This is a genomic window from Gordonia pseudamarae (genome assembly GCF_025273675.1).
GTDB lineage: Bacteria > Actinomycetota > Actinomycetes > Mycobacteriales > Mycobacteriaceae > Gordonia > Gordonia pseudamarae.
In genome coordinates this window covers 4,245,143-4,264,918 of sequence record NZ_CP045809.1, presented here as the reverse complement: position 1 = coordinate 4,264,918, position 19,776 = coordinate 4,245,143, and the positions used below count along the sequence as shown (strand labels likewise).

Annotated in this window: 21 protein-coding genes; 13 read left to right on the top strand and 8 right to left on the bottom strand. The window is 70.0% G+C overall.

Annotated elements, in window-relative coordinates; translation table 11 throughout:
• Nucleotides 1-11: 11 nt before the first annotated feature.
• The 7 genes from hemL to GII31_RS18535 all read left to right on the top strand — a co-directional run bounded on the left by hemL (nucleotide 12) and on the right by GII31_RS18535 (nucleotide 6,591).
• A complete protein-coding gene (gene hemL, locus GII31_RS18565; RefSeq protein ID WP_213244849.1) occupies nucleotides 12-1,355 on the top strand; it encodes a glutamate-1-semialdehyde 2,1-aminomutase in 1,344 nt (447 codons plus the stop codon).
• Entirely contained in the window at nucleotides 1,356-1,982 is a 627-nt protein-coding gene (locus GII31_RS18560; protein ID WP_260840098.1) for a histidine phosphatase family protein, read from the top strand.
• A gap of 11 nt (nucleotides 1,983-1,993) precedes the next feature.
• Nucleotides 1,994-2,653: a TlpA family protein disulfide reductase gene (locus GII31_RS18555; RefSeq protein WP_213244847.1), complete on the top strand. Its 660-nt coding sequence runs from the start codon at nucleotides 1,994-1,996 to the stop codon at nucleotides 2,651-2,653.
• Nucleotides 2,650-3,456 carry a cytochrome c biogenesis CcdA family protein gene (locus tag GII31_RS18550; RefSeq protein ID WP_213244846.1) on the top strand — a complete coding sequence of 269 codons (807 nt, stop codon included), beginning with the start codon at nucleotides 2,650-2,652 and terminating at the stop codon, nucleotides 3,454-3,456. Before GII31_RS18555 ends, GII31_RS18550 begins: the two co-directional genes overlap by 4 nt.
• Complete coding sequence (gene resB / locus GII31_RS18545) at nucleotides 3,453-5,135, top strand: cytochrome c biogenesis protein ResB (protein ID WP_213244845.1); 1,683 nt, start codon at nucleotides 3,453-3,455, stop codon at nucleotides 5,133-5,135. The genes GII31_RS18550 and resB overlap by 4 nt, the downstream gene beginning before the upstream one ends.
• A 72-nt stretch (nucleotides 5,136-5,207) precedes the next feature.
• Complete coding sequence (ccsB, locus tag GII31_RS18540; RefSeq protein WP_213244844.1) at nucleotides 5,208-6,257, top strand: c-type cytochrome biogenesis protein CcsB; 1,050 nt, start codon at nucleotides 5,208-5,210, stop codon at nucleotides 6,255-6,257.
• 163 nt (nucleotides 6,258-6,420) lie between these two features.
• On the top strand, nucleotides 6,421-6,591 hold the full coding sequence (locus GII31_RS18535) for a hypothetical protein (RefSeq protein WP_213244843.1): 171 nt from the start codon (nucleotides 6,421-6,423) through the stop codon (nucleotides 6,589-6,591).
• A gap of 214 nt (nucleotides 6,592-6,805) precedes the next feature.
• Here the strand turns inward: GII31_RS18535 and GII31_RS18530 are convergent, their stop codons facing one another.
• Nucleotides 6,806-7,024 carry a BldC family transcriptional regulator gene (locus GII31_RS18530; RefSeq protein ID WP_213244842.1) on the bottom strand — a complete coding sequence of 73 codons (219 nt, stop codon included), beginning with the start codon at nucleotides 7,022-7,024 and terminating at the stop codon, nucleotides 6,806-6,808.
• A gap of 176 nt (nucleotides 7,025-7,200) precedes the next feature.
• On the opposite strand from GII31_RS18530, the gene GII31_RS18525 reads away from it, so the two are divergent.
• From GII31_RS18525 to GII31_RS18510, 4 genes are read left to right on the top strand one after another with little or no spacing between them, the layout of a single operon-like run.
• Nucleotides 7,201-7,563, top strand: a complete 363-nt coding sequence (locus tag GII31_RS18525) for a DUF4229 domain-containing protein (RefSeq protein ID WP_213244841.1) — start codon at nucleotides 7,201-7,203, stop codon at nucleotides 7,561-7,563.
• Between the two features lie 5 nt (nucleotides 7,564-7,568).
• The gene (gene cds1 / locus GII31_RS18520) at nucleotides 7,569-8,738 is read left to right on the top strand and encodes an L-cysteine desulfhydrase Cds1 (RefSeq protein ID WP_287383439.1); all 1,170 of its coding nucleotides are present in this window, start codon (nucleotides 7,569-7,571) and stop codon (nucleotides 8,736-8,738) included.
• A gap of 34 nt (nucleotides 8,739-8,772) precedes the next feature.
• The gene (locus tag GII31_RS18515) at nucleotides 8,773-9,492 is read left to right on the top strand and encodes an ABC transporter ATP-binding protein (protein WP_213244840.1); all 720 of its coding nucleotides are present in this window, start codon (nucleotides 8,773-8,775) and stop codon (nucleotides 9,490-9,492) included.
• 3 nt (nucleotides 9,493-9,495) lie between these two features.
• Nucleotides 9,496-12,051, top strand: coding sequence for an FtsX-like permease family protein (locus GII31_RS18510; RefSeq protein ID WP_260840097.1), 2,556 nt, complete (start codon nucleotides 9,496-9,498; stop codon nucleotides 12,049-12,051).
• Nucleotides 12,052-12,097: 46 nt separating this feature from the next.
• Here the strand turns inward: GII31_RS18510 and GII31_RS18505 are convergent, their stop codons facing one another.
• The 6 genes from GII31_RS18505 to GII31_RS18480 are packed head-to-tail and all read right to left on the bottom strand — an operon-like array spanning nucleotide 12,098 to nucleotide 17,596.
• Nucleotides 12,098-12,337 (bottom strand): hypothetical protein, encoded by a 240-nt coding sequence (locus GII31_RS18505; RefSeq protein WP_213244838.1) that lies wholly within the window; start codon nucleotides 12,335-12,337, stop codon nucleotides 12,098-12,100.
• A gap of 52 nt (nucleotides 12,338-12,389) precedes the next feature.
• Nucleotides 12,390-13,511, bottom strand: coding sequence for a hypothetical protein (locus GII31_RS18500; RefSeq protein ID WP_213244837.1), 1,122 nt, complete (start codon nucleotides 13,509-13,511; stop codon nucleotides 12,390-12,392).
• Complete coding sequence (locus tag GII31_RS18495) at nucleotides 13,508-14,677, bottom strand: sensor histidine kinase (protein WP_213244836.1); 1,170 nt, start codon at nucleotides 14,675-14,677, stop codon at nucleotides 13,508-13,510. The genes GII31_RS18500 and GII31_RS18495 overlap by 4 nt, the downstream gene beginning before the upstream one ends.
• Complete coding sequence (locus tag GII31_RS18490) at nucleotides 14,674-15,753, bottom strand: hypothetical protein (protein WP_213244835.1); 1,080 nt, start codon at nucleotides 15,751-15,753, stop codon at nucleotides 14,674-14,676. Before GII31_RS18490 ends, GII31_RS18495 begins: the two co-directional genes overlap by 4 nt.
• Nucleotides 15,750-16,976: a sensor histidine kinase gene (locus GII31_RS18485; protein WP_213244834.1), complete on the bottom strand. Its 1,227-nt coding sequence runs from the start codon at nucleotides 16,974-16,976 to the stop codon at nucleotides 15,750-15,752. Before GII31_RS18485 ends, GII31_RS18490 begins: the two co-directional genes overlap by 4 nt.
• The gene (locus tag GII31_RS18480; protein ID WP_213244833.1) at nucleotides 16,943-17,596 is read right to left on the bottom strand and encodes a response regulator transcription factor; all 654 of its coding nucleotides are present in this window, start codon (nucleotides 17,594-17,596) and stop codon (nucleotides 16,943-16,945) included. Before GII31_RS18480 ends, GII31_RS18485 begins: the two co-directional genes overlap by 34 nt.
• Nucleotides 17,597-17,764: 168 nt before the next feature.
• On the opposite strand from GII31_RS18480, the gene GII31_RS18475 reads away from it, so the two are divergent.
• On the top strand, nucleotides 17,765-18,064 hold the full coding sequence (locus tag GII31_RS18475) for a helix-turn-helix domain-containing protein (RefSeq protein WP_213244831.1): 300 nt from the start codon (nucleotides 17,765-17,767) through the stop codon (nucleotides 18,062-18,064).
• A complete protein-coding gene (locus tag GII31_RS18470; protein WP_213244830.1) occupies nucleotides 18,061-18,948 on the top strand; it encodes a Clp protease N-terminal domain-containing protein in 888 nt (295 codons plus the stop codon). The genes GII31_RS18475 and GII31_RS18470 overlap by 4 nt, the downstream gene beginning before the upstream one ends.
• A gap of 80 nt (nucleotides 18,949-19,028) precedes the next feature.
• On the opposite strand, the gene GII31_RS18465 is transcribed toward GII31_RS18470, so the two are convergent.
• Nucleotides 19,029-19,763, bottom strand: a complete 735-nt coding sequence (locus GII31_RS18465) for a metal-dependent transcriptional regulator (RefSeq protein ID WP_213244828.1) — start codon at nucleotides 19,761-19,763, stop codon at nucleotides 19,029-19,031.
• Nucleotides 19,764-19,776 lie beyond the last annotated feature (13 nt).

Genomic DNA, 19,776 nt, shown 5'->3' with positions numbered 1-19,776 from the left:
CACTGGTCAGCGTGACCCGCCCCGCAGCCTCCGGCAATAGTCCTTCAGACGCCAATTCCGCAGCGCTATTCGAACGGGCGGCCCAGGCGATCCCCGGTGGCGTGAACTCGCCCGTACGGGCGTTCTCCGCGGTCGGCGGCACCCCGCGTTTCATCACAAGCGCCCAGGGCTGCACCCTGACCGATGCCGACGGCAACAACTATGTCGACCTGGTGGCGTCGTGGGGACCGATGATCCTGGGACACGCGCACCCGGCGGTCGTGGACGCGGTGCGGCGGGCGGCGGGCACCGGCCTGTCGTTCGGGGCGCCCACCGAAGCCGAGATCGAACTGGCCGAGGAACTGATCGCCCGCGTCGACCCCGTCGAGCAGGTGCGCCTGGTCAACTCGGGAACCGAGGCGACGATGTCGGCGATCCGGCTGGCCCGCGGTGTCACCGGGCGGGGCAAGATCATCAAATTCTCCGGCTGTTACCACGGCCACGTCGACGCGCTCCTGGCCGACGCCGGTTCGGGAATCGCCACACTCGGTCTGCCCACCTCGCCCGGCGTGACCGGTGCGTCCGCACACGACACCGTGGTGCTGCCGTACAACGATCTGGCCGCGGTGGCGGCCGCCTTCGAACGGTACGACGGCCAGATCGCGGCCGTCATCACCGAGGCCGCCGCCGGCAACATGGGGGCGGTGGCACCGGTCGACGGCTTCAACGCGGGCCTGCGTGAGCTGACCCTGCGCCACGGCGCGCTGCTGATCGTCGACGAGGTGATGACCGGATTCCGGGTGAGCCCGGCCGGCTGGTACGGACTCGAAGGTGTCGCCGGTGACCTGTACACCTTCGGCAAGGTGATGAGCGGTGGCCTGCCCGCGGCGGCATTCGGCGGCCGGCGCGAGATCATGGGACATCTGGCGCCGTCGGGACCGGTGTACCAGGCGGGCACACTGTCGGGGAATCCGGTGGCGGTCGCCGCGGGCCTGGCGACGCTGCGCAACGCCGACGCGGCCGTCTACGAGGCACTCGACGCGAACGCCGACCGGCTCGCGTCGCTGCTGACCGAGTCGCTGTCCGCCGCGGGTGTCGCACACCGAGTGCAGAAGGCGGGTAACCTGCTCAGCGTCTTCTTCACCTCGGCCGCCGGCCCGGTGACCGACTACGAGACCGTCAAGGCCACCGAGACATTCCGGTTCGCGCCGTTCTTCCACGCGCTGCTCGACGGCGGTGTGTACGCGCCGCCGAGCGCGTTCGAGGCATGGTTCGTCTCCGCCGCGCTCGACGACGACGCGTTCACCACGATCGCCACCGCCCTTCCGGCGGCCGCCGCTGCCGCCGCCGCGGCCATCGACCCCAGGGGGAACTAGATGCACACCGTTGTCCACATGATGCGCCACGGCGAGGTGTTCAACCCCGAGGGTGTGCTGTACGGGCGGCTGCCCGGGTTCCGCCTGTCCGACACCGGCCGCACCCAGGCGCGACGGGTCGCCGAGACACTCGCCGACCACGATATCGCCGCCGTGTTCGCCTCGCCGCTGCAGCGTGCGCAGGAGACGGCGGCGCCGATCGCCACCGCACACGGCCTGCAGATCGTCACCAACGACGAACTCATCGAGGCCGACAACGTCTTCGAAGGTCTGAAGGTGTCGGTGGGCGGCGGAGCGCTGGGGCGGCCCCGCCACTGGCCCAAGCTGCGTGACCCGTTCACCCCGTCATGGGGCGAACCGTACATCCAGCTCGCCCACCGTATGCTGGCGGCGGCCACCACCGCGCGCGATGCGGCTCGCGGGCATGAGGTGGTCTGCGTGAGTCACCAGTTGCCGGTCTACACCCTGCGCCGGTTCCTCGAGGGCAGCCGACTGTGGCACGACCCGCGGCGCAGGCAGTGTTCGCTGGCCTCGCTGACCAGCCTGATCTACGACGACGACGCGCTCGTCGACATCGTGTACTCCGAGCCCGCCGGGGCATCGGATCCGATGGTGACGGGAGCCTGAGAGAAGTTCTGATGCGAGTTGAGTCCCGGCGCCCCCCGCGAACCGGTCGGGTGGGTGCGCTGATTGTGTCGTTGCTGCTGGCCGTGTGCGCACTGGCCGGCTGTGGTACCGGCGACGACGCGGTGGCCCAGGGCGGCACGTTCCAGTTCGTCTCGCCGGGCGGCAAGACGGTGATCACCTACGACCCCGCCGACCGCAAACCGGTCTCGGGCATGTCCGGGCCGGACGTGATGACCGACGCCACCCTGTCGCTGGCCGACGAGCGCTTCGCGGGCAAGGTGGTGGTGGTCAACGTGTGGGGTCAATGGTGCGGCCCCTGTCGCGGTGAGGCCGACGCGCTCGAAAAGTCCTACGCCACAACCAAGGACAGTGGCGTCGAGTTTCTCGGGATCAACCTGCGCGACGATCGGCAGTCGGCGCGGGATTTCATCACCGACCGCGAGGTGCGCTACCCATCGATCTACGATTTCGCGGGCGCCACCCTGGCCGCGTGGAAGGTACCCACCGCGGTGCTGCCCACCACGATCATCCTCGACCGTCACCATCGTCCCGCGGTCGTGTTCCTCAAGTCCCTCACCACCGACGAACTGATCCCCGCGATCGAGCGCGTCGCGGCGGAAGAACCGGTCCCCGGCGCGCCGGTGGCGTCCACACAGGCGGGTACCCGGTGATCGAGCTTCTCCCGCAGGCCGCCGTCGGCGACACCTTCGCCGACACCGTGTCCAGTGGTCCGCTGCTGCTGGCACTCGGTGCCTGCCTATTGGCCGGGCTGGTGTCGTTCGCCTCGCCGTGCGTGGTGCCGCTGGTGCCCGGGTACCTGTCGTACCTGGCCGGACTGGTCGGCGCGGAGGCACCCGCGGTCAAGGTCGGCGAACCCGCCAAACAGGGGCGCACCCGGGTGGCGGTCGCGGCCGGATTGTTCGTCGCAGGATTCACCGTGGTGTTCGTGGCGGCCACCGCCACCGTACTTGGGGTGACCAGCACGTTCGTGCTCAACCGTGAGCTGCTGCAACGGATCGGCGGTGTGGTCACCATTGTGATGGGCCTGGTGTTCATCGGGCTGATCCCGATGATGCAGCACGAGTTCCGGTTCGCGCCGCGACGACTGTCCAACATCGTCGGCGCCCCGCTCCTCGGCGCGGTGTTCGCGCTGGGCTGGACGCCGTGCCTGGGGCCGACGCTGGCCGCGGTGATCGCGACCGCCAGCGGCACCGAGGGCGCCACCGCCGCGAAGGGCGTACTGCTCATCGTCGCCTACTGCGCGGGGCTCGGTATCCCGTTCGTGGTGCTCGCCTTCTCGTCGGCGTGGGCGCTGCGCAGCCTCGGCTGGCTGCGCAACCACGCCCGCACGATCCAGGTCTTCGGCGGCATCATGCTGCTCGCCGTCGGTATCGCGCTGGTCACCGGACTGTGGGATCAGTTCATCGTGTGGGTGCGTGACGCCTTCGTCTCCGACACGGAGCTACCGATTTGAGCACGCCCACCCTCACCCCGCCGACCCGGCCCGCCGGCAGGCCCGCCGCACCGCACTGGCTGCTGCGCCGGGTGCTGTGGCCGCTGCGCAACCTGTGGCGTTCGCTGACCTCCATGCGCACCGCGCTGGTGCTGTTGTTCCTGCTGGCGCTGGCCGCGATCCCCGGCGCGCTGCTGCCCCAGCGTGAACTCAACGAACAGAAGACACTCGAGTACATCGACAACCACGGCGCGGTCGGGGAGTGGATGGACCGGCTGCAACTGTTCGACGTGTTCAGCTCGGTGTGGTTCACCGCCGTCTACGTGCTGTTGTTCGTCTCGCTCGTGGGCTGTCTCACCCCGAGGATGATCGAGCACGCCAAGAGTCTGCGCGCCACACCGGTCGCCGTGCCGCGCAACCTGGGCAGGCTGCCGCGGCACAAGACCTTCACCGTCGACGGCACCCCCGAACAGATTGCCGAACGCGTCTCCGGGCGGCTGGGCATGTGGCGGCGCAGCACGACCGAGCGCACGCTCTCCGGCGGCACCGCGGTCGTCGAGATCTCCGCCGAGAAGGGCTACCTGCGCGAGTTCGGCAACCTCGTCTTCCACGTCTCCCTGCTCGGCATCCTCGTCGCGATCGCCCTGGGTAAGGTGTACGGCTACGAGGGCACCCGCAGCCTCATCGCCGACGGCGAGCAGGGTCTGTGCAACACCTCCACCGCGGTGTACGACTCCTTCCGCGCGGGCAGTCTCGTCGACGGCACCGATCTGTCGCCGTTCTGCTTCAAGGTCGACGACTTCTCGGCCACCTTCCTGCCCAACGGCCAGCCGTCGATGTACAAGGCCGAGGTCTCCTACACCGAGAACCTCGCCGACGGGGTGCCGACCGACTGGCAACACACCGCGATCAAGGTCAACGAACCGCTGCGGGTGGCCGGCGACCGGGTGTACGTGCTCGGCAACGGCTACGCGCCGACGTTCTCGATCACCTTCCCGAACGGAGAGAAACGCACTCAGACGGTGCTGTTCATCCCCGAGGAGATGGCCACCATGCTGTCCTCGGGCGCCGCCCGCTTCGACACCCCCGCCGGCCTGTACCCCGACGAGGACGAGCGCCGTAACAATCAGATCGCCCTGCAGGGCATCTTCGCGCCGACCGCCGAATTCACCGGCACCGGCGGCACACTGTTGCAGTCCGCGTCGCCGACCCCGAAGAAACCGGCGGTCGCGATCGACGTCTACAAGGGCGACACCGGCCTCGACACCGGGCGCCCGCAGAACGTCTACCAGCTCGATTCGGACCTGATGCATCAGGGACGGCTCAAGCGCGAGGCCCGCGTCAATCTCGAACAGGGGCAGTCGCACACCCTCGCCGACGGCACCATCGTCAGCTTCGACGGCTACAAGCGCTGGGTGTCAGTGCAGGTGTCGCACGATCCGGCGCAGAACTGGGTGCTCGTGTTCGCCGTCGCCATGCTCGCCGGTCTGCTCGTCTCGCTGCTCGTGCGCCGCAGGCGGCTGTGGGTCAGGATGGTCGAGGTGGCCGATACCGCAGACCCCGAGAAACGACGTACTGTAGTAGAGATTGCCGGGCTGGCACGGACCGACCAGGCCGGCTGGGGCGAAGGCTTCAGCGATCAGGCGGCGGCACTCGTCGACGGCGCCGACGGCGCGCGCCGCCGTATCCGCGGCCTGTGACCGGCCCCGGCCATGGTCGGTGACCACCCGGGTTCGTGATCACCGGGCAGAGTTTGTGAGCAAGGAGAACAGATGGATCCCAACGAGGTCGTCGCCGACGTCGACGAGACGCTCGCGCGATACTCCGACCTGTTGTTCGGCACGGCCATCACCGTGTACGTGCTGGCGATGTTCCTGTTCCTGTGGGCGCTCGGCAGCGCCCGCATCCGCCGCATCCAATCCGCCGAGGCCCAACAACTCGTAGGTGCCACATCAGGGCGGGCCACATCAGGGAGCGCACCGGGTGGCGGCCCCGACCTGAACAAGCCGGGCAAACTTGAGACGGCGCCGCGCCAGCCGTTCAGCGAGAAACTCGCCGCCATGGCCTACCCGGTCGTCATCGTCGGCGTCCTGGCCCACCTGGCGTCCATCGTGACCCGCGGCGTGGCCACCGACCGCGCCCCCTGGGGCAACATGTACGAGTTCATCTCGCTCACCTGCGTCGCATGCGTCATCGCCGGGATCGTCGTTCTGCGCAAAGCCGAACACCGGCCGCTGCTGTCGTTCGTGCTGCTGCCCGTCTCCCTGCTCATGTTCATCGCCGGCCGATGGCTCTACACCCAGGCCGCGCCCGTCGTCCCCGCACTCAAGTCGTACTGGCTGGCCATCCACGTCTCGGTCATCTCGATCGCCTCGGGTGTACTGCTCGTCGCGGGAGTCGCCAGCATCCTGTACCTGATCAAGATGCGCTGGGGAGCACCCGGGGACTCCGCCGACCAGCAGCGCACCGGACGAACCGCCGCACTGCGCCGCATCGTCGACGCCATCCCCGGCGCCGAGATCCTCGATCGTCTCGCCTACAAGTCCGTCGTCTTCGGTTTCCCGCTCTTCGGACTCGGCGTGATCCTCGGCGCCATCTGGGCCGAGTCCGCCTGGGGCCGGTTCTGGGGCTGGGACCCCAAGGAGACGGTCTCCTTCATCGCCTGGGTGATCTACGCCGCCTACCTGCACGCCCGCGCCACCGCGGGCTGGAAGCACACCGCCGCGGCCTGGATCAACGTCGCAGGATTCGTGGCCCTGCTGTTCAACCTCTTCATCATCAACCTGGTCGTCAGCGGCCTGCACTCCTACGCGGGACTCTGACGGGCGGTCGTGGCCGACCACCGATCCCGACCCCGTCGGTCGGATCCGTCGGTCGGACACCGGGCGACCCGGGATGGCCGTGATCGCGATCGCTCGCCTACCGGCGGGATGCGGCGAGTGTCTGAATCGCGCGTACTCTTGGGTGGAACAAGGGAGGTCGGCAGTGACATACGTAGTCGCGTTCATCGGCGTCATCGCCATCGCGTATCTGCTGTGGCGCGCCTTCGGTCCCGCCGCCGGATCGCCGGGGCAGACGAGCAGGGGCAACAACCCCGTCGGTCCCGACGACGATCCGGACTTCCTGCGTGATCTCGACCGCCGGAAACACGACTGAATCTGCTGATCGGGGGACCGGCCGCCCAGCCATTCGGGTGGGTCGTCGCCGGTCCGCCGGCCCTGACATCGCACGCCGGGACCCCTGACATCGCGTGCTGGGGCGTTGCCGGGTTTGCGGGGTTTCCAGGTTCGTCGCTGACGCTCCTCGCACCTCCACCGGTGGTGGTCGCAGGTCGGTGGTGGGTGCCGGCGGCGGTTACGTGTCTCGGGGCTCAGCTGCGCCGGTTGAGGAGGGCGACCACGTCGGCCTCGCGGAAGCGGCGGTGTCCGCCGGGCGTGCGGATGGAGCTGAGCATCCCGGAACTGGCCCAGCGCGCGACGGTCTTGGGGTTGACGTTGAACATGGCGGCGACCTGACCGGGGGTCAAGGTGTGCTGTGCGGCGACGCCGGGGGTGATGAACTCGCTGGGGGCGGCTTCTACGGTGGTCACTGGTGTCCTCCCGACTGGGTGGTCGGCGGTCCCGGAGGGGCCGGCCGAACTGGCTGGATGCCAGTCCGCGGGTCCGAAAGCGCTGCGCCTTCGGGTCCTACGGTCTGTGCGTTACATGGATACACGCAAATCGCCCGGGTACTCGAACAGTCAGCTATTGGTAAAGAAACGGCAAAATGGACTGGCGTACCCTGAACCACGTGCGTAGTGACAACGAACAGCGGAGTCAGGGCAGTGGATCCTCGGGGAGCGGGGCCACGGGGTCGACGGGTTCGCTGATCCGTGCGGTGGCCCTGTACACGCTGGCCAGGCTCGCGCTGGTCGCCGTGTTCACCCTGCTCATCCTGTTCGTTCCGCGCCTGTTCGACGTGACGGTGCCGTTCCTCGCGGCGCTCGCCTTCGGCGTGCTGATCGCGCTTCCGCTGGGCATGTTCCTGTTCAGATCATTGCGAATCGACGTCAACGACAACATCGCGGCCGTCGACGCCGAGCGCCGTCGCAAACATGACGACCTGCAGGCCCGCCTGCGCGGCAAGTGACCCGCGTGCCGGGATCCGGGCCGCCGGGGTGGGCGGCATCCGCGCTCGACATCGATCGCCGGGGCGACACCGCGTGGCAGCGCAACGCGGTCCGGCTCATCGAGGCCGACGCGCGGCGCAGTGCCGATACGCACCTGCTGCGGGTCGAGTTGCCCGACTGGTCACGGTGGACCGGCGATGACGGCATCGAGACCGGCGTCGACCTGTATTTGAAGGACGAGAGCACCCATCCGACCGGTTCACTGAAGCATCGGCTGGCCCGGTCGCTGTTCCTGTACGCCATCTGCAACGGCTGGGTAACCCAGAACACCGCGGTGATCGAGGCGTCGTCGGGGTCGACGGCCGTCAGCGAGGCATATTTCGCGAAGCTGGTGGGGGTGCCGTTCGTGGCGGTGATGACCAAGGGCACCTCCCCGGCCAAGACCGCGCTGATCGAACGTGAGGGCGGGCGCTGCCACTTCGTGGACCGGCCGGGTGAGGTGTACGAGGCGGCGCACCGGCTCGCCGACGAGCTGGGTGGGCACTTCATCGACCAGTTCACCATGGCCGAACGGGCCACCGACTGGCGCGGAAACAACAACATCGCCGAATCGATCTTCGCGCAGCTCGAATGCGAACGCCATCCCGTACCGACCTGGATCGTGGTGGGTGCCGGTACCGGTGGCACGTCGGCGACACTGGGCCGCTACCTGCGATACCGGCGGCACCGGACGTGGCTGTGTGTGGTCGACCCCGAGAACTCGGTGTTCACCTCGGCGTACGCGGCGGGCGACGGCTCTCTCACCACCGACACCGGGTCACGGATCGAGGGGATCGGCCGGCCCCGGGTGGAGCCGTCGTTCGTCTCGCAGGTCATCGACCGGATGATGCGGGTTCCCGACGCCGCGTCGGTGGCCACCGCCCGGCTCATGTCCGACCGGCTCGGCAGGCTCGTCGGCGGGTCGACGGGCACCAACATGTGGGGTGCGCTGGCGCTGGTCGCCGAGATGGTCGCCGAACGTCGTCCCGGCGGCGTCGTCACCCTGCTGTGCGACTCGGGCGACAGGTACACCCACACTTATTTCGACGACGGCTGGGTCGCGGCGCAGGGACTGGACTTGGCCGGACCGCGGGCCGTGCTGGAGGAGTTCTTCGCGACCGGGACGTGGGCCGTTCCCGGTGCGCCGGGCGCCTGAGGTGCACATAGGACGCTGCGTTACGATCCGCACCATGAGCGAATCAGCACGAACCGGACCCGCCGGATCCGGGGTGCCACTGGTTCAGGCCCGTAACCTGGTACGCGAGTACCGGATGGGTGATCAGACGGTACGGGCGCTCGACGGCCTGGACCTGACCCTGCCCGGCGGACAGTTCGCATCGGTCGTCGGCCCGTCCGGCGCCGGAAAGTCGACGCTGTTGCATGTGCTGGGCGCGCTCGACACCCCCACCTCCGGCACCATCATCGTCGACGGGGTGGATCTCGGTTCGCTCGACGACACGGAGGCATCGGCGTTCCGGCGTACCCGGGTCGGATTCATCTTCCAGTTCTTCAACCTGGTCCCGACGATGTCGGCGTGGGAGAACGTGGCGCTGCCGCGGTTGCTGGACAGTCAGTCGCTGCGCAAGGCCAAACCGCGCGCCGTCGAACTGCTCGAACGGGTGGGTCTGGGCGACCGCATCGACCACCGGCCTGCCGAACTGTCGGGCGGGCAGATGCAGCGGGTGGCGATCGCCCGGTCGCTGATCATGGACCCGGCGATCCTGCTGGCCGACGAGCCGACCGGAAATCTCGATTCCAAGACGGGACAGTCGGTCCTCGAACTGCTCGGCGAGGTGGCCCATGACCGGGAACGGGAGGCGGGACGCCTGGTGGTGATGGTCACCCACGACGCGGGGGCCGCGGCGTTCGCCGACACCACCATCACCGTCCGCGACGGCCGGGTCGCCTGATCGATGAGCGCACCGCTGCTCGCGGGTCTGACCCGGATTCGCCTGATCAATCTGCGTGAACTGCGCACCCACCGGCTGCGGGTGCTCACCTCGCTGTCGGTGGTGGTGGTGTCCTCGGCACTGCTGATCGCGGTGCTCGGCACCTACGGGTCGATGACCGAATCGGTCCGGCAGTTCAACGCCTCGATCAGCGGGGCGGCGAAGCTGGAGGTCACCGCGATCGGCGACGCGGGTCTGGACGCCGGTATCGCCGGTGAGATCCGCGCCCGGGTACCGGGTGCCAGGGCGGTCGTCCCGATGGTCCGGGGCACCGCGCGGATCGGCCCGGACACCACCGCGGGCGGTGCCGGTGATGACGACAGAACCGTGCCACTGCTCGGTTCGGACTTCCGGGTGTCGTCGCTGTCGGGTGACCTCCGGAAAGCCGTGGCCGACAGCGGAAACCAGGAGGGATTCAGCCGCGACGAGCTGGCCGACGGCGTGATCGTCGGTCCCCGAACGGGATTGACGAAGGGGCAGACCGCCACCGTCAACGGAACCGTCGTCACCGTGCTCGACGTGGTGTCCGGGGACACCCTCAACGGCGGCGCGTTCATGTTCGCCTATCTTGACCTGGCACAACGACTGACCGCCACACAGGGCAAGCTCGACTCGGTTCTGATCGTGCCGCGCGACGGCGTGCCCGTGGCGCAGCTGCGCACCGAGATCACCCGGATCGTCGACGGGCGCGCCGCCGTCGTCGACCCCGGATATCGGGCCAAGCAGCTGGAGACGGCCACCTCGGTGACCCGGGACGCGACACTGCTGGTGTCGTTGATCTCGTTGGTGATCTCCGCCTTCCTGGTGTTCAACACCATGAACATGGCGGTGGCCTCGCGGCGGCAGTCGATGGCGATGCTGCGGGCGCTCGGTGCCAAGCGCGGCCATCTGGTCGCCGACCTGCTCGGCGAATCCGCGGTGTACGGCCTGGTCGGAGGTCTGATCGGGGTGCCGCTCGGCATTCTCGGCGGCCGCGTGACCGTGTCGCAGGGATCGGGGGACTCCTCGCACGGCATGGTGATGCAGTACCACCTGCCGGTCAGCGCGCCGGTGATCGCCGTTCTCGCCTGTGTGCTGGCATGTGTCGCCGCGACGATGCTGGCGGCGAGATCGGTGTTCGCGGTCGCGCCGGTCGAGGCGATGTCACAGGGTGAGGTGGCCGAATCGGCCGCCCAACGCACCGTGGCGCGGTGGGCCGCGGGACTTCTCGGTGCCGCCGTCATCATCGGCGCCTTCATCGTGGCCCTGCAGGTTCCGGGCAGATCGGCGATCGTGGCGGGGGCGGTGTACGCGGTGGGCGTGCTGTTGCTGTGCTACGCGCTGACCGGACAGCTGGTGTGGCTGGTGGTGCGGGTCGCGAACCTGTTCTCCGGACCCGGCCGGCTCGCCGCCGTCAATACCGATCGCGCGCCGCGCCGCGCGTGGGCCACGCTGATGACCGTGGCCGTGGCCATCGCCGTCGGCATGGGAACCTCCGGGGCGCTGGCCAACATGGTCTCGTCGATGTCCGGCTCACTGGACGGGCTCGACGATCCGGACTTCTACGTGGCCTCGCAGCCACTCGGCGAACTGCCCACCGATCCGCTGCTCGCGCCGGCGATCGCGGAGCAGATCCGGCAGGTGCCGGGGGTGGCGTCGGTGTCCGAAGGGCAGTGGGCCACGGTCAACGTCGGCGAGGCCCGGATCATCGTGCAGGGACTCACCGCCGACGCGCTCGCCCCGTTCATGAAGAAGTCCCCACCCGAGGCCCGTCGGCAGATGCTGGCCGGTGAGGGCATGGTGTTCTCCAAGGTGCTCGCCCGCACCCTCGACGTCTCCACCGGCGACACCGTGCGCCTGGCCACTCCCACCGGCTACCGCGAGACCCGCGTGCTCGCCACTGTCGACTACGTGTCGATGGAGTCGGGGACCGCTGCGATGTCGCTGGACCTGCTGCGCGACTGGTTCGACCGCGACGGCGCCACCTACCTGCAGGTGATGCTGTCCGAGGGCGCCGACGCCGATCAGGTGCGGGCGGCGCTGGAGCGGATCGCCGAACAGAATCCGTCGGCGGGCGGTGCGCCCGTCGACGTGCACAGCGGCGCGCAGGCCATCGAGTCGTCGAAACAGCTGGTCGAGCAGTCCGGGGCGTTCACCGTGGCGATCCAGTGGATCGTGTCGGGTGCGGCCGCCATCGCCTTGCTCAACACGCTCTTGCTGTCGGTGATCGAACGGCGCCGCGAACTCGGGGTGCTGCGGGCGATGGGTGCCTCGCGCCGGTTCATCTCCCGGATGGTGCTCGCCGAGGCCGCGGCCGTCGCGATCGTCGGCTCGGCGACCGGTCTGCTCATCGGCGGGGTGCTGCACTGGCTCGCGGACAAGATCCTGTCGGCGACCACCTCGGTCGGTGTCGAGTACTCGCCGCAACCGTCGACGCTGCTGTTCGTCGCCGTCGCGATGGGGTTGTGTCTGCTCGGTGCGCTGGTGCCCGCGATGCGGGCGGCCCGGCTGAACATCAGCGAGTCGATCGCGCAGGAGTGATCGCGCACGAGCAGGAGTGCCGGGGCCGACGAGGACGCCGGTGTCCTCAGATCGTCTTGCGTCGCTTGGCCGGCCGCTCGGACGGCGGCAGTGGATGCACCGCCCCCACGTGCAGGCGCCGGACGAACGGCAGCGGCGCGGCGATGTGCTCGGCATGGCGCGCGCGCTGCCACCAGCGTCGCCTCCGGAACCGCGGGCAGCCGCACGCCGCGCAGTCCTCGCCCGCGCGGTGATGCGCGTGCGCGCTGCGTGAATGGCCGCAGTCGAAACATTCACCATCTCGCATGGGGCGATTCTAGCCAGCGAAACTGTGTGCCAGGTGGGAGTTCGAACACCGGTCAGATCGATACCGGCGGGGGAGCCGGATCGTCGTCCGGCCCGCCGCCGGTCCCGAATTCCAGCCGGACCGGGTCGCCGCCCTCGGTCGCGGGATCGATGACGACCGTGGCCAGCAGCTGCCGGCCCGGCGGCAGTACCCGCACCACCACCGACCCGGAGACGGCCGAGTCGAGTGCCCCGGCCAGCCCGGCCAGCACCGCCGTCCGCCGCTCGGCGGTCACCTCGTCGAGTGCGTGCCCGTCGACCATCACCACCTCCACACCGCGCGCCCGGGCCCGGGCGGCGGCCGCGGATGCTCCCGCGTCGGCGGCGATCACCGGGGCCCGAACCCGGTCTCGCAGCGACTCCTCGAGTCGGCGGCAGTGCGCGCGTTCGACATCGGTGAGTGCCTCGGGCCGCGCGATCCGGTTGAGCGTCGGCCGCACCTCGGCATCGAGATACCGCATCTGCTCACGGTTCTCCTCCAGCACCGCCAGCGCGGCCGCCTGGGCGGCGTTGGTCTGCACCGACCGGTTGCGCAGTTCGTAGATGTTGTCGACGGCCGGCCGGATCGTCAGCGAGAACAGGGTGGCCGCGGCCAGCCCCGCGACGGTGGTGGCCATGAGTTTGCCGGCCTCACCGATGCCCTGTCCGGTGGAGGTGGTCCACACCGAGCACGCGACGGTGCAGCCGATCATCAGTATCCACGCAGCCGCGGTGCGTCCCCGGATACTCAGATAGATGCAGATCGCGGCCACCGTCGCCAACGGCCACGTCTGCTGCGGCGCGGTCGTCGGTGACGGCGTGGTGGTGAACACCATGTACAGCAGGATCGGCACGGTCACGACCATCGCCGCGGTGATCGGCCAGGGCAGCCGATCCCCGGGTGCGGCGAGCAAGGCCAGCCCGCACAGGGCCACCACCAGCAGCAACAGCACACTGGGCCATCGCGGATGCACGTCGCCGGAGACCATGATCATCTGGATGGTCTTCGACACCAGGAACAGACCCGCGAGTGCCCACGCCGCGCCGGTGGTCATCCCGAGCAGCACGCGGACATCGGTCTGGGCGGTGCGGGGCCCCGGTGGGTCGATCACGTCGGGGTCGATCACAGCGGGCTCGATCACGTCGGGGTCGATCATGACGGGACCGTCCAGGCCAGGCGCACCGCGGTGCCCGCACCGGGGGTGGAGACGATCGCGGCCGTGCCGCCGTCGAGTCCGTTGACCCGGCGCAGGATGCTGACGGCCACGCCCAGTCGGTGCGGCGGAATGGCGGCGGGGTCGAATCCGCAGCCGTTGTCGACGACGTCGACGGTCACCGACGTGGCATCGGCCCGGATCGCCACCTGCCGGACGGTTCCGGTGCCCGCGTGCCGGACGGAGTTACGCATGGCCTCGCCGACGGCCGCGTCGAGGACGTCGACCACATCGGCGGGGACGGTCAGGTCGCCGGCGCCGGGGGCGGCGGTGACATCCACGCGCGGGGTCAGATCGACGGCGAGGACCCCGGCGCGCAACTGGGTGAGCGCGGAGCGGACCGGCACCACGGCGGCCGGTGCGGGCCGGGCGTTGAGCTTGTCCAGGGTGGTCAGGGCCTGCCGACGCACAGAGCCGGTGTTGCCGTGGCGGCCGGCCGCCAGCAGGGTGGAGATCACCCAGTCGTGCAGCAGCGCGTCGATCTTGGTGCGATGCGCCTGGCGGGCCAGGGTGGCGGCGGTCTCCGCGGCGGCGGCATAGGTGGCGGCGCGGGTCCGGTCGAGCAGTCGGGCGGTGCGCAGCGTCATCACCCCGGCGGCGACGAACAACAGGGTGAAGCTGAGGGTGAACGCTATCGACAGCGGCAGCACACCCGCCTTGTCGTCCGGGCGGGCCAGGTATTCGGAGGTACAAGCCAGCAGGACCGCCGCGCACAGGAACACCATCGTCGCCCGTGCGGACAGGACGATCGCCGCCGCGAGTGCCGCGAAGACCGGCAGCATCGAGTACCACAGCGTGACCGGGGAGGACTCATGGTTCCACGCGACGAGCCAGGCCAGGCCGGTGGCCAGGTAGCCGTACGCGGTGGCGGCCGCGGACCAGCGCGCCAGACGTCTGCGGCGGGCCAGCGAGGCGATCAGCATGGTCAGCGGTGCGCCGAACACCACGGTCACCGCGGGCGCGGTCCACCACCGGGCGACGAGGTCGGTGTTGGCATCGATCGACGGGATCAGGATGGCGAGGTAGATGAGGTAGGAGCCACCGACGAAAATCCCGAACAGCCGCTCGATGCGGATCTGGGCGTCGTCGTCGGTGACCGGGGTGCTCATGACGCGGCGAACTCGAGGCGGGTGGCGCGCAGGGCGGAATCGGGGCCGGTCGCGTCGGCGGCGGGGTCGATGACCGCGGTCGCGACGAGCTCGCGCCCCGGCGGGAGTACCCGGATGACGATGGAACCGCCGGTGACCGTGTCGAGCGCGTCGGCGAGACGTTCGAGGACGCTTTCCCGGGTGGTGGGCGCGATGTCGTCGAGTCCGTGGCTGTCGACCATCACCACGGTGACGCCGCGGTCGCGGGCCCGGGCGGCGGCGACGGCGGTGCGCTCGTAGCGGGCGAGGACCGGTGCGCGCAGGGCGTCGCGCAATTGTGCCTCCAGCGCCAGACATTGCCGGCGTTCGTCGTCGGTCAACGGGGTGGGGGCGGCGATCCGTTCGAGCATGGGGCGGACCTGCTGGTTGAGGGCCCGCATCTGCTTGTCGTGTTCGGCGACGGCGGCCAGCGCGGCCTCCTGCGCCGCGTTGCGTTCGACGGCCCTGCGGCGCAGTTCGTAGATGCTTGCCGCGGCCGGGCGGATGGTGAAGGCGAACAGCGTCGCCATGAACAGCGGGCCGAAGTTGATCGCGCCGATGCTCAGGCCCTGCGCCGCACCGTCACCGTCGATCAGCGTCCACACCATGGCCGCGAGGACGACCAGGCACATCAGCAGCCATGCCGCGCCGGCGCGCCCGCGGACACACATGTACGTGGCGATGGCGGTGAACGCTCCGAACTGCCAGGTCTGTTCGGGCCGGGTCAGCGGCAGCGGGGTGCCGACGAACGAGGCGTACGCCGCCAGGGGGCCACCGACGGTTACCGCGACCGCGTACCAGACGGGGAGCGGGTCGTCGGGTAGGGCGAGCAGTCCGAGTCCGGCGAGCGCCACCACCAGCAGGACCACCAGGCTCGGCAGCGGGGAACTGCCGGCGTTCACCGCGACGGCGACCTGGGCGGCGAGCGCGATCATGAAGAATCCGGCCACCAGGTGTGCGGTGCGGGTGTTCATCCCGAGCAGGTCGCGGACATCGCCGGTCGTGGCCGCCGACCCTCGGGTTCGCCGGTTCCGCCGGTTCTCGGATCTCTCGCTCATCGGGCGGCCCGTTCGTGCGCGCGTGTCCGCTGGTCGTCGTCGGTCCAGCTCAACGCCACCGTGGTGCCCTCACCGGGGGCGGTGATGAGTTCGGCCGTGCCGCCCGGCAGCGCCCGCAGCCGGCCCAGGACGCTGACTGCCAGGCCGAGTCGGTGTGGTGGGACATCGCCCGGGGCGAATCCGGCACCGTCGTCGGCGACGACCGCATCGATCCCGTGGCCGGTGATGTGCAGGGACACCGTGCGCGAGGCGCCCGGACCGGCGTGGAGGATGCTGTTGCGCACCGCCTCACAGACCGCGGCGTCGATCACGTCGACCACATCGGCGGGGAGTGCGATGCCGTCGTCCTCGACGCGTGCATCGATGTGCTGGGCGAGGTCGACCTCGAGCACACCGGAGCGCAACTGTGCCATCGCGGTGGCCGCCGGCAGCCGGGTCAGGGCGATCGGTCCGGCGTCGAGTTTGCCGAGGGTGACCGTTGCCTGCCTGCGGACCGACTCGGAATTGCCCTGTCGTCCGGCCGCGAGCATCGTCGAGATGACCCAGTCGTGCAGCAGCGCGTCGATATGGCTGCGCTGGCTGCGCCGGGCGTCGGCGGCGGCCGCGGCGGCGGCCTCGGCGTAGGTGTTGGCCCGGGTGGCGTCCAGGACACGACCGGTGCGTACCGCGACGATCGCCGCGGCCAGGAACAGCAAAATGAAGGAGATCGAGAACAGCGTGATGACCAGGACGTTGTCGGTGAACGAGTCTTCACGAGCGAAGTGCTGGTACACGTTGGCCGGGATGACGGCCGCGACCATCGCGGACAGGGCCCACCGCGAGGAGAGGGTGATGGCGGCGGCCAGTGCCGCGACGCCGGGGATCGCGTAGAACCAGAGGTAGCCGGGCACCGGCTGCCCGTCCCAGGCCAGTCCGAAGGTGGCGGCCGCCACGATGTAGCCGACGGCGGCCGCACGGGCTGCCCAGGTCGAGATCGTCCGGTGGTGGGTGAGCGCGGCGACCAGCAGGACCACGGGCGGACCGAAGGTGAGCGTCAGGGCGAACGGTGTCCACCATCCGGCGGTGTGTTCGGCGGTGGCGGCGATGGCGCCGGCCAGCAGCGGGATGTACCCCAGGTAGCCCGCGCCGACGAAGATGGAGAACAGTCGCTCGATGCGGATCTCGGCGGCCTGGTCGTGCCGCCCCTGCGTTACCTGCGCCGCCGTCGGGGGAAGGGTAGCCATCCGTCTTCCAAGGCGCGTCGGTACAGGTCTGTCTTGGTCGATGCGGGCCGTCCGACCTCGGCGTACTTCTGCCGGATCCGGCCGAGATAGTCGTTGACCGTGTCGACGGACAGTTCGGTGAGCGCCGCGACACGGGCGGCCGACTCGCCGGAGGCGTACAGGCTCAGTACCTCTCGCTGTCGGGGACTGAGCTGCGCGGCGGCGAATTCGGTGTCGCCGTCGACGGCCATCGCCCAGTCCAGTGACCGGACCATCTCGCCGCGGCAGGTGGTGCGGATCGCGTCGATGATCACCGCGTCGCGTTCGGCCTTGTTGATGACCCCGAGCACACCGGCCCGGGCGGCGGTGCGCACGAGGTACGGCTCCTCACCCGAGGTGAACACGAGCACCTTGGCGATACCGGCCGCACCCAGGTCGGCGACGTTGGCGGCGGGGGACGAGCCGTCCGGCAGCCGCAGGTCGAGGATGGCCATGTCGATGCCGGTGGCGGAGTCGAGGAGCTCACCGACGGTCGGGGCGGCCGCGACCACCTCGAGGTCGGGTTCGTCGGCCAGGAGCTGGCGCAGGCCGGTGATCACCACCGTGTGGTCCTCGACGATGCCGATGCGGCATGCGGACATTGTTCCTCCGTCCGTCTCGGTGCGGTCTTGTCACAGGTGTTGTTCAGAGTTCTGAGACTAGGCCAAGACACGGACATTTCTGCCGCGACCGGTTGTTCCCCCGGACCGCACGAGAATTTCTGTCAATAATTATTGACAGGACGACGAGCGTCAATATAACCTGACACCATGCACGACGACCTGAGTGAAGCAGCCCGATCGGACGAATCCGCCGACGGCCTCGCCGGACTGGCCGCCTCGGAGGATCCGCGGAACGGCCTCGGTGCGGTGCGCGCACTGCGCACCCTCGCCGACCGACTCGAAGAGGTTCAGGTGGCCAACGCCCGCCGGGCCGGCTGGAGCTGGCAGCAGATCGCTGAGGTGTTGCAGGTCAGCCGACAGGCGGTGCACCAGAAGCACGCCGACGTGCATCAGAAACACACACACGAACACCGGCCGCACCGGCCGGAAGGAGATCAAGAACCATGATGGAACGATTCACGCGAGAAGATCGCATGACAATGGCATTCGCCGAGCAGGAAGCCCGTGACCTCGGGCACCCGGTACCGGGTAACGACCACCTGGTCCTCGGGATGCTCTGCAACGCCCGCAGCCCGCTGTTCGGGCTGCTCGGAGAACGCGGCCTGACACTGGCCGCCGCACGGGCCGCGGTAACGGCCCATCGGGCCGAGCACGGTACCGGCGACACCGCCGAGGAGACCGCCGCGGCCCGCTACGACGAGGACCGAGAGGCGCTGCGCGCCATCGGTATCGACCTGGACAAGGTCCGGGAGGCCGTGCGCGGCAAGTTCGGCGACGACCTGGCCGAGGGCTGGGGCGGGCGCGGCGGCCGGAGCCGCAAGGGCGGCCGAGGTGGCCGCGGGGGATGCGGTGAAGGGCACCGCGGTCCGCGTCATCCCCGATCCGCGGGCTACGGGCCGGATGCCTTCGGACCCGGCGGATTCGGACCCGGCGGATTCGGGCCGGGCTTCGGCCCCGGCGGACCGAGGGGGCCGCAGGAGTTCGCGGACTGCGCCGACACGGGTGAGCAGGGCGACCGGCGAAGCGGCGGACGCGGACGACGCGGACCCGGCGGCGACGCGCCCTGGGAGGGCGGCCGGGGCAGGCGCGGGCCGCGCGGACGCGGCGGTCGGCCACGGTGGGACGCCGACGTCCGCTCGGCGCTGCGCGCGGCGGTCGATGTCGCCCGCGAGCGCGGTGACCGCACACTGACCGCGGCGCATCTGCTCATCGGCATCATCGACACCGCCGACGACGCCTCCCGCGCGGTGCTCACCACGGCGACGGTGCCGGTGGACGACCTGCGCCGGGCGGTCCTGGACTCGCTGCCCCCGGTCGGCGCTCCCGCCTGACCGGGTCGGGCGCGTAGACCAGGGCGTGCTGTCGCCGAACCCGGCTTCGGCGCGGTCTCGGCGCGACACCGGCGCCGGGATCAGTCCAGGTCCACCTGCACGACGTGGGCCCGCTTGCGCGGGACCGCCACGGTACCGATTCCGCGCAGCGCGTAGCCGGTGCCCTCGGCTGTGACCATGACCTTCGCGCCGGGCACGATGCACGCGGCCACCAGGTCGGCCATGAGTGCGTCGTCGCCCTGCGCGTCCTCGGAGATCGAGCGCACCCGGGCCGAGACCGCGCCCGCCGTGCGTGGAAGATCGGGCAGCCGGACGGCAGCGGGCGCAGGCCGACGGGTGTCGCCGCGTTCGGGAATCGGGTTACCCCAGGGCGAGACCAGCGGCCCGATGAGCGCGGACGCCGCGCCCTCGGCGGCTTCGTCGCTCATCACCTGTGCCCAGCGGCACGCCTCGTCGTGGGCCGCGAGGATCGGCACACCCAGCATGTCGACGAGGATCCGTTCGGCCAGACGATGTTTGCGGGTTGATGAGACCGCCAGCGTCAGACCGGTGGCGGTGAGTTCGACCTGCCGGTCGTCGGTCACCCGGATCAGCGACTCGGCCCGCAGGCGCCCGACCATCTGGGAAACCGTCGGACTCGACAACCCGAGCCGGTCGCACAGCCGGGCCCGGCGGGCCGGCACGCCGTCTTCGGCGAGGTTGTAGACGGTCCGCAGATAGGCGATCGCCGTCTCGGACACGGTGTCGGCGATCCCCGGGTCAACGGGTGCCGTGTCGTGCCCGGCGTCGGACAGTAGGGTTGAGTGCTGGTACATACCTACCTGCCTG

Excerpts from the sequence above, each read along its gene's own strand:
- GII31_RS18500 (WP_213244837.1), bottom strand. The coding sequence starts at position 13,511 with ATGATCGACCCCGACGTGATCGAGCCCGCTGTGATCGACCCCGACGTG.
- GII31_RS18485 (WP_213244834.1), bottom strand. The coding sequence starts at position 16,976 with ATGGCTACCCTTCCCCCGACGGCGGCGCAGGTAACGCAGGGGCGGCAC.
- GII31_RS18505 (WP_213244838.1), bottom strand. The coding sequence starts at position 12,337 with ATGCGAGATGGTGAATGTTTCGACTGCGGCCATTCACGCAGCGCGCAC.
- GII31_RS18495 (WP_213244836.1), bottom strand. The coding sequence starts at position 14,677 with ATGAGCACCCCGGTCACCGACGACGACGCCCAGATCCGCATCGAGCGG.
- GII31_RS18510 (WP_260840097.1), top strand. The coding sequence starts at position 9,496 with ATGAGCGCACCGCTGCTCGCGGGTCTGACCCGGATTCGCCTGATCAAT.
- GII31_RS18555 (WP_213244847.1), top strand. The coding sequence starts at position 1,994 with ATGCGAGTTGAGTCCCGGCGCCCCCCGCGAACCGGTCGGGTGGGTGCG.
- GII31_RS18465 (WP_213244828.1), bottom strand. The coding sequence starts at position 19,763 with ATGTACCAGCACTCAACCCTACTGTCCGACGCCGGGCACGACACGGCA.
- GII31_RS18560 (WP_260840098.1), top strand. The coding sequence starts at position 1,356 with ATGCACACCGTTGTCCACATGATGCGCCACGGCGAGGTGTTCAACCCC.
- GII31_RS18480 (WP_213244833.1), bottom strand. The coding sequence starts at position 17,596 with ATGTCCGCATGCCGCATCGGCATCGTCGAGGACCACACGGTGGTGATC.
- GII31_RS18525 (WP_213244841.1), top strand. The coding sequence starts at position 7,201 with ATGGACTGGCGTACCCTGAACCACGTGCGTAGTGACAACGAACAGCGG.
- GII31_RS18475 (WP_213244831.1), top strand. The coding sequence starts at position 17,765 with ATGCACGACGACCTGAGTGAAGCAGCCCGATCGGACGAATCCGCCGAC.
- GII31_RS18470 (WP_213244830.1), top strand. The coding sequence starts at position 18,061 with ATGATGGAACGATTCACGCGAGAAGATCGCATGACAATGGCATTCGCC.
- ccsB (WP_213244844.1), top strand. The coding sequence starts at position 5,208 with ATGGATCCCAACGAGGTCGTCGCCGACGTCGACGAGACGCTCGCGCGA.
- GII31_RS18490 (WP_213244835.1), bottom strand. The coding sequence starts at position 15,753 with ATGAGCGAGAGATCCGAGAACCGGCGGAACCGGCGAACCCGAGGGTCG.
- GII31_RS18515 (WP_213244840.1), top strand. The coding sequence starts at position 8,773 with ATGAGCGAATCAGCACGAACCGGACCCGCCGGATCCGGGGTGCCACTG.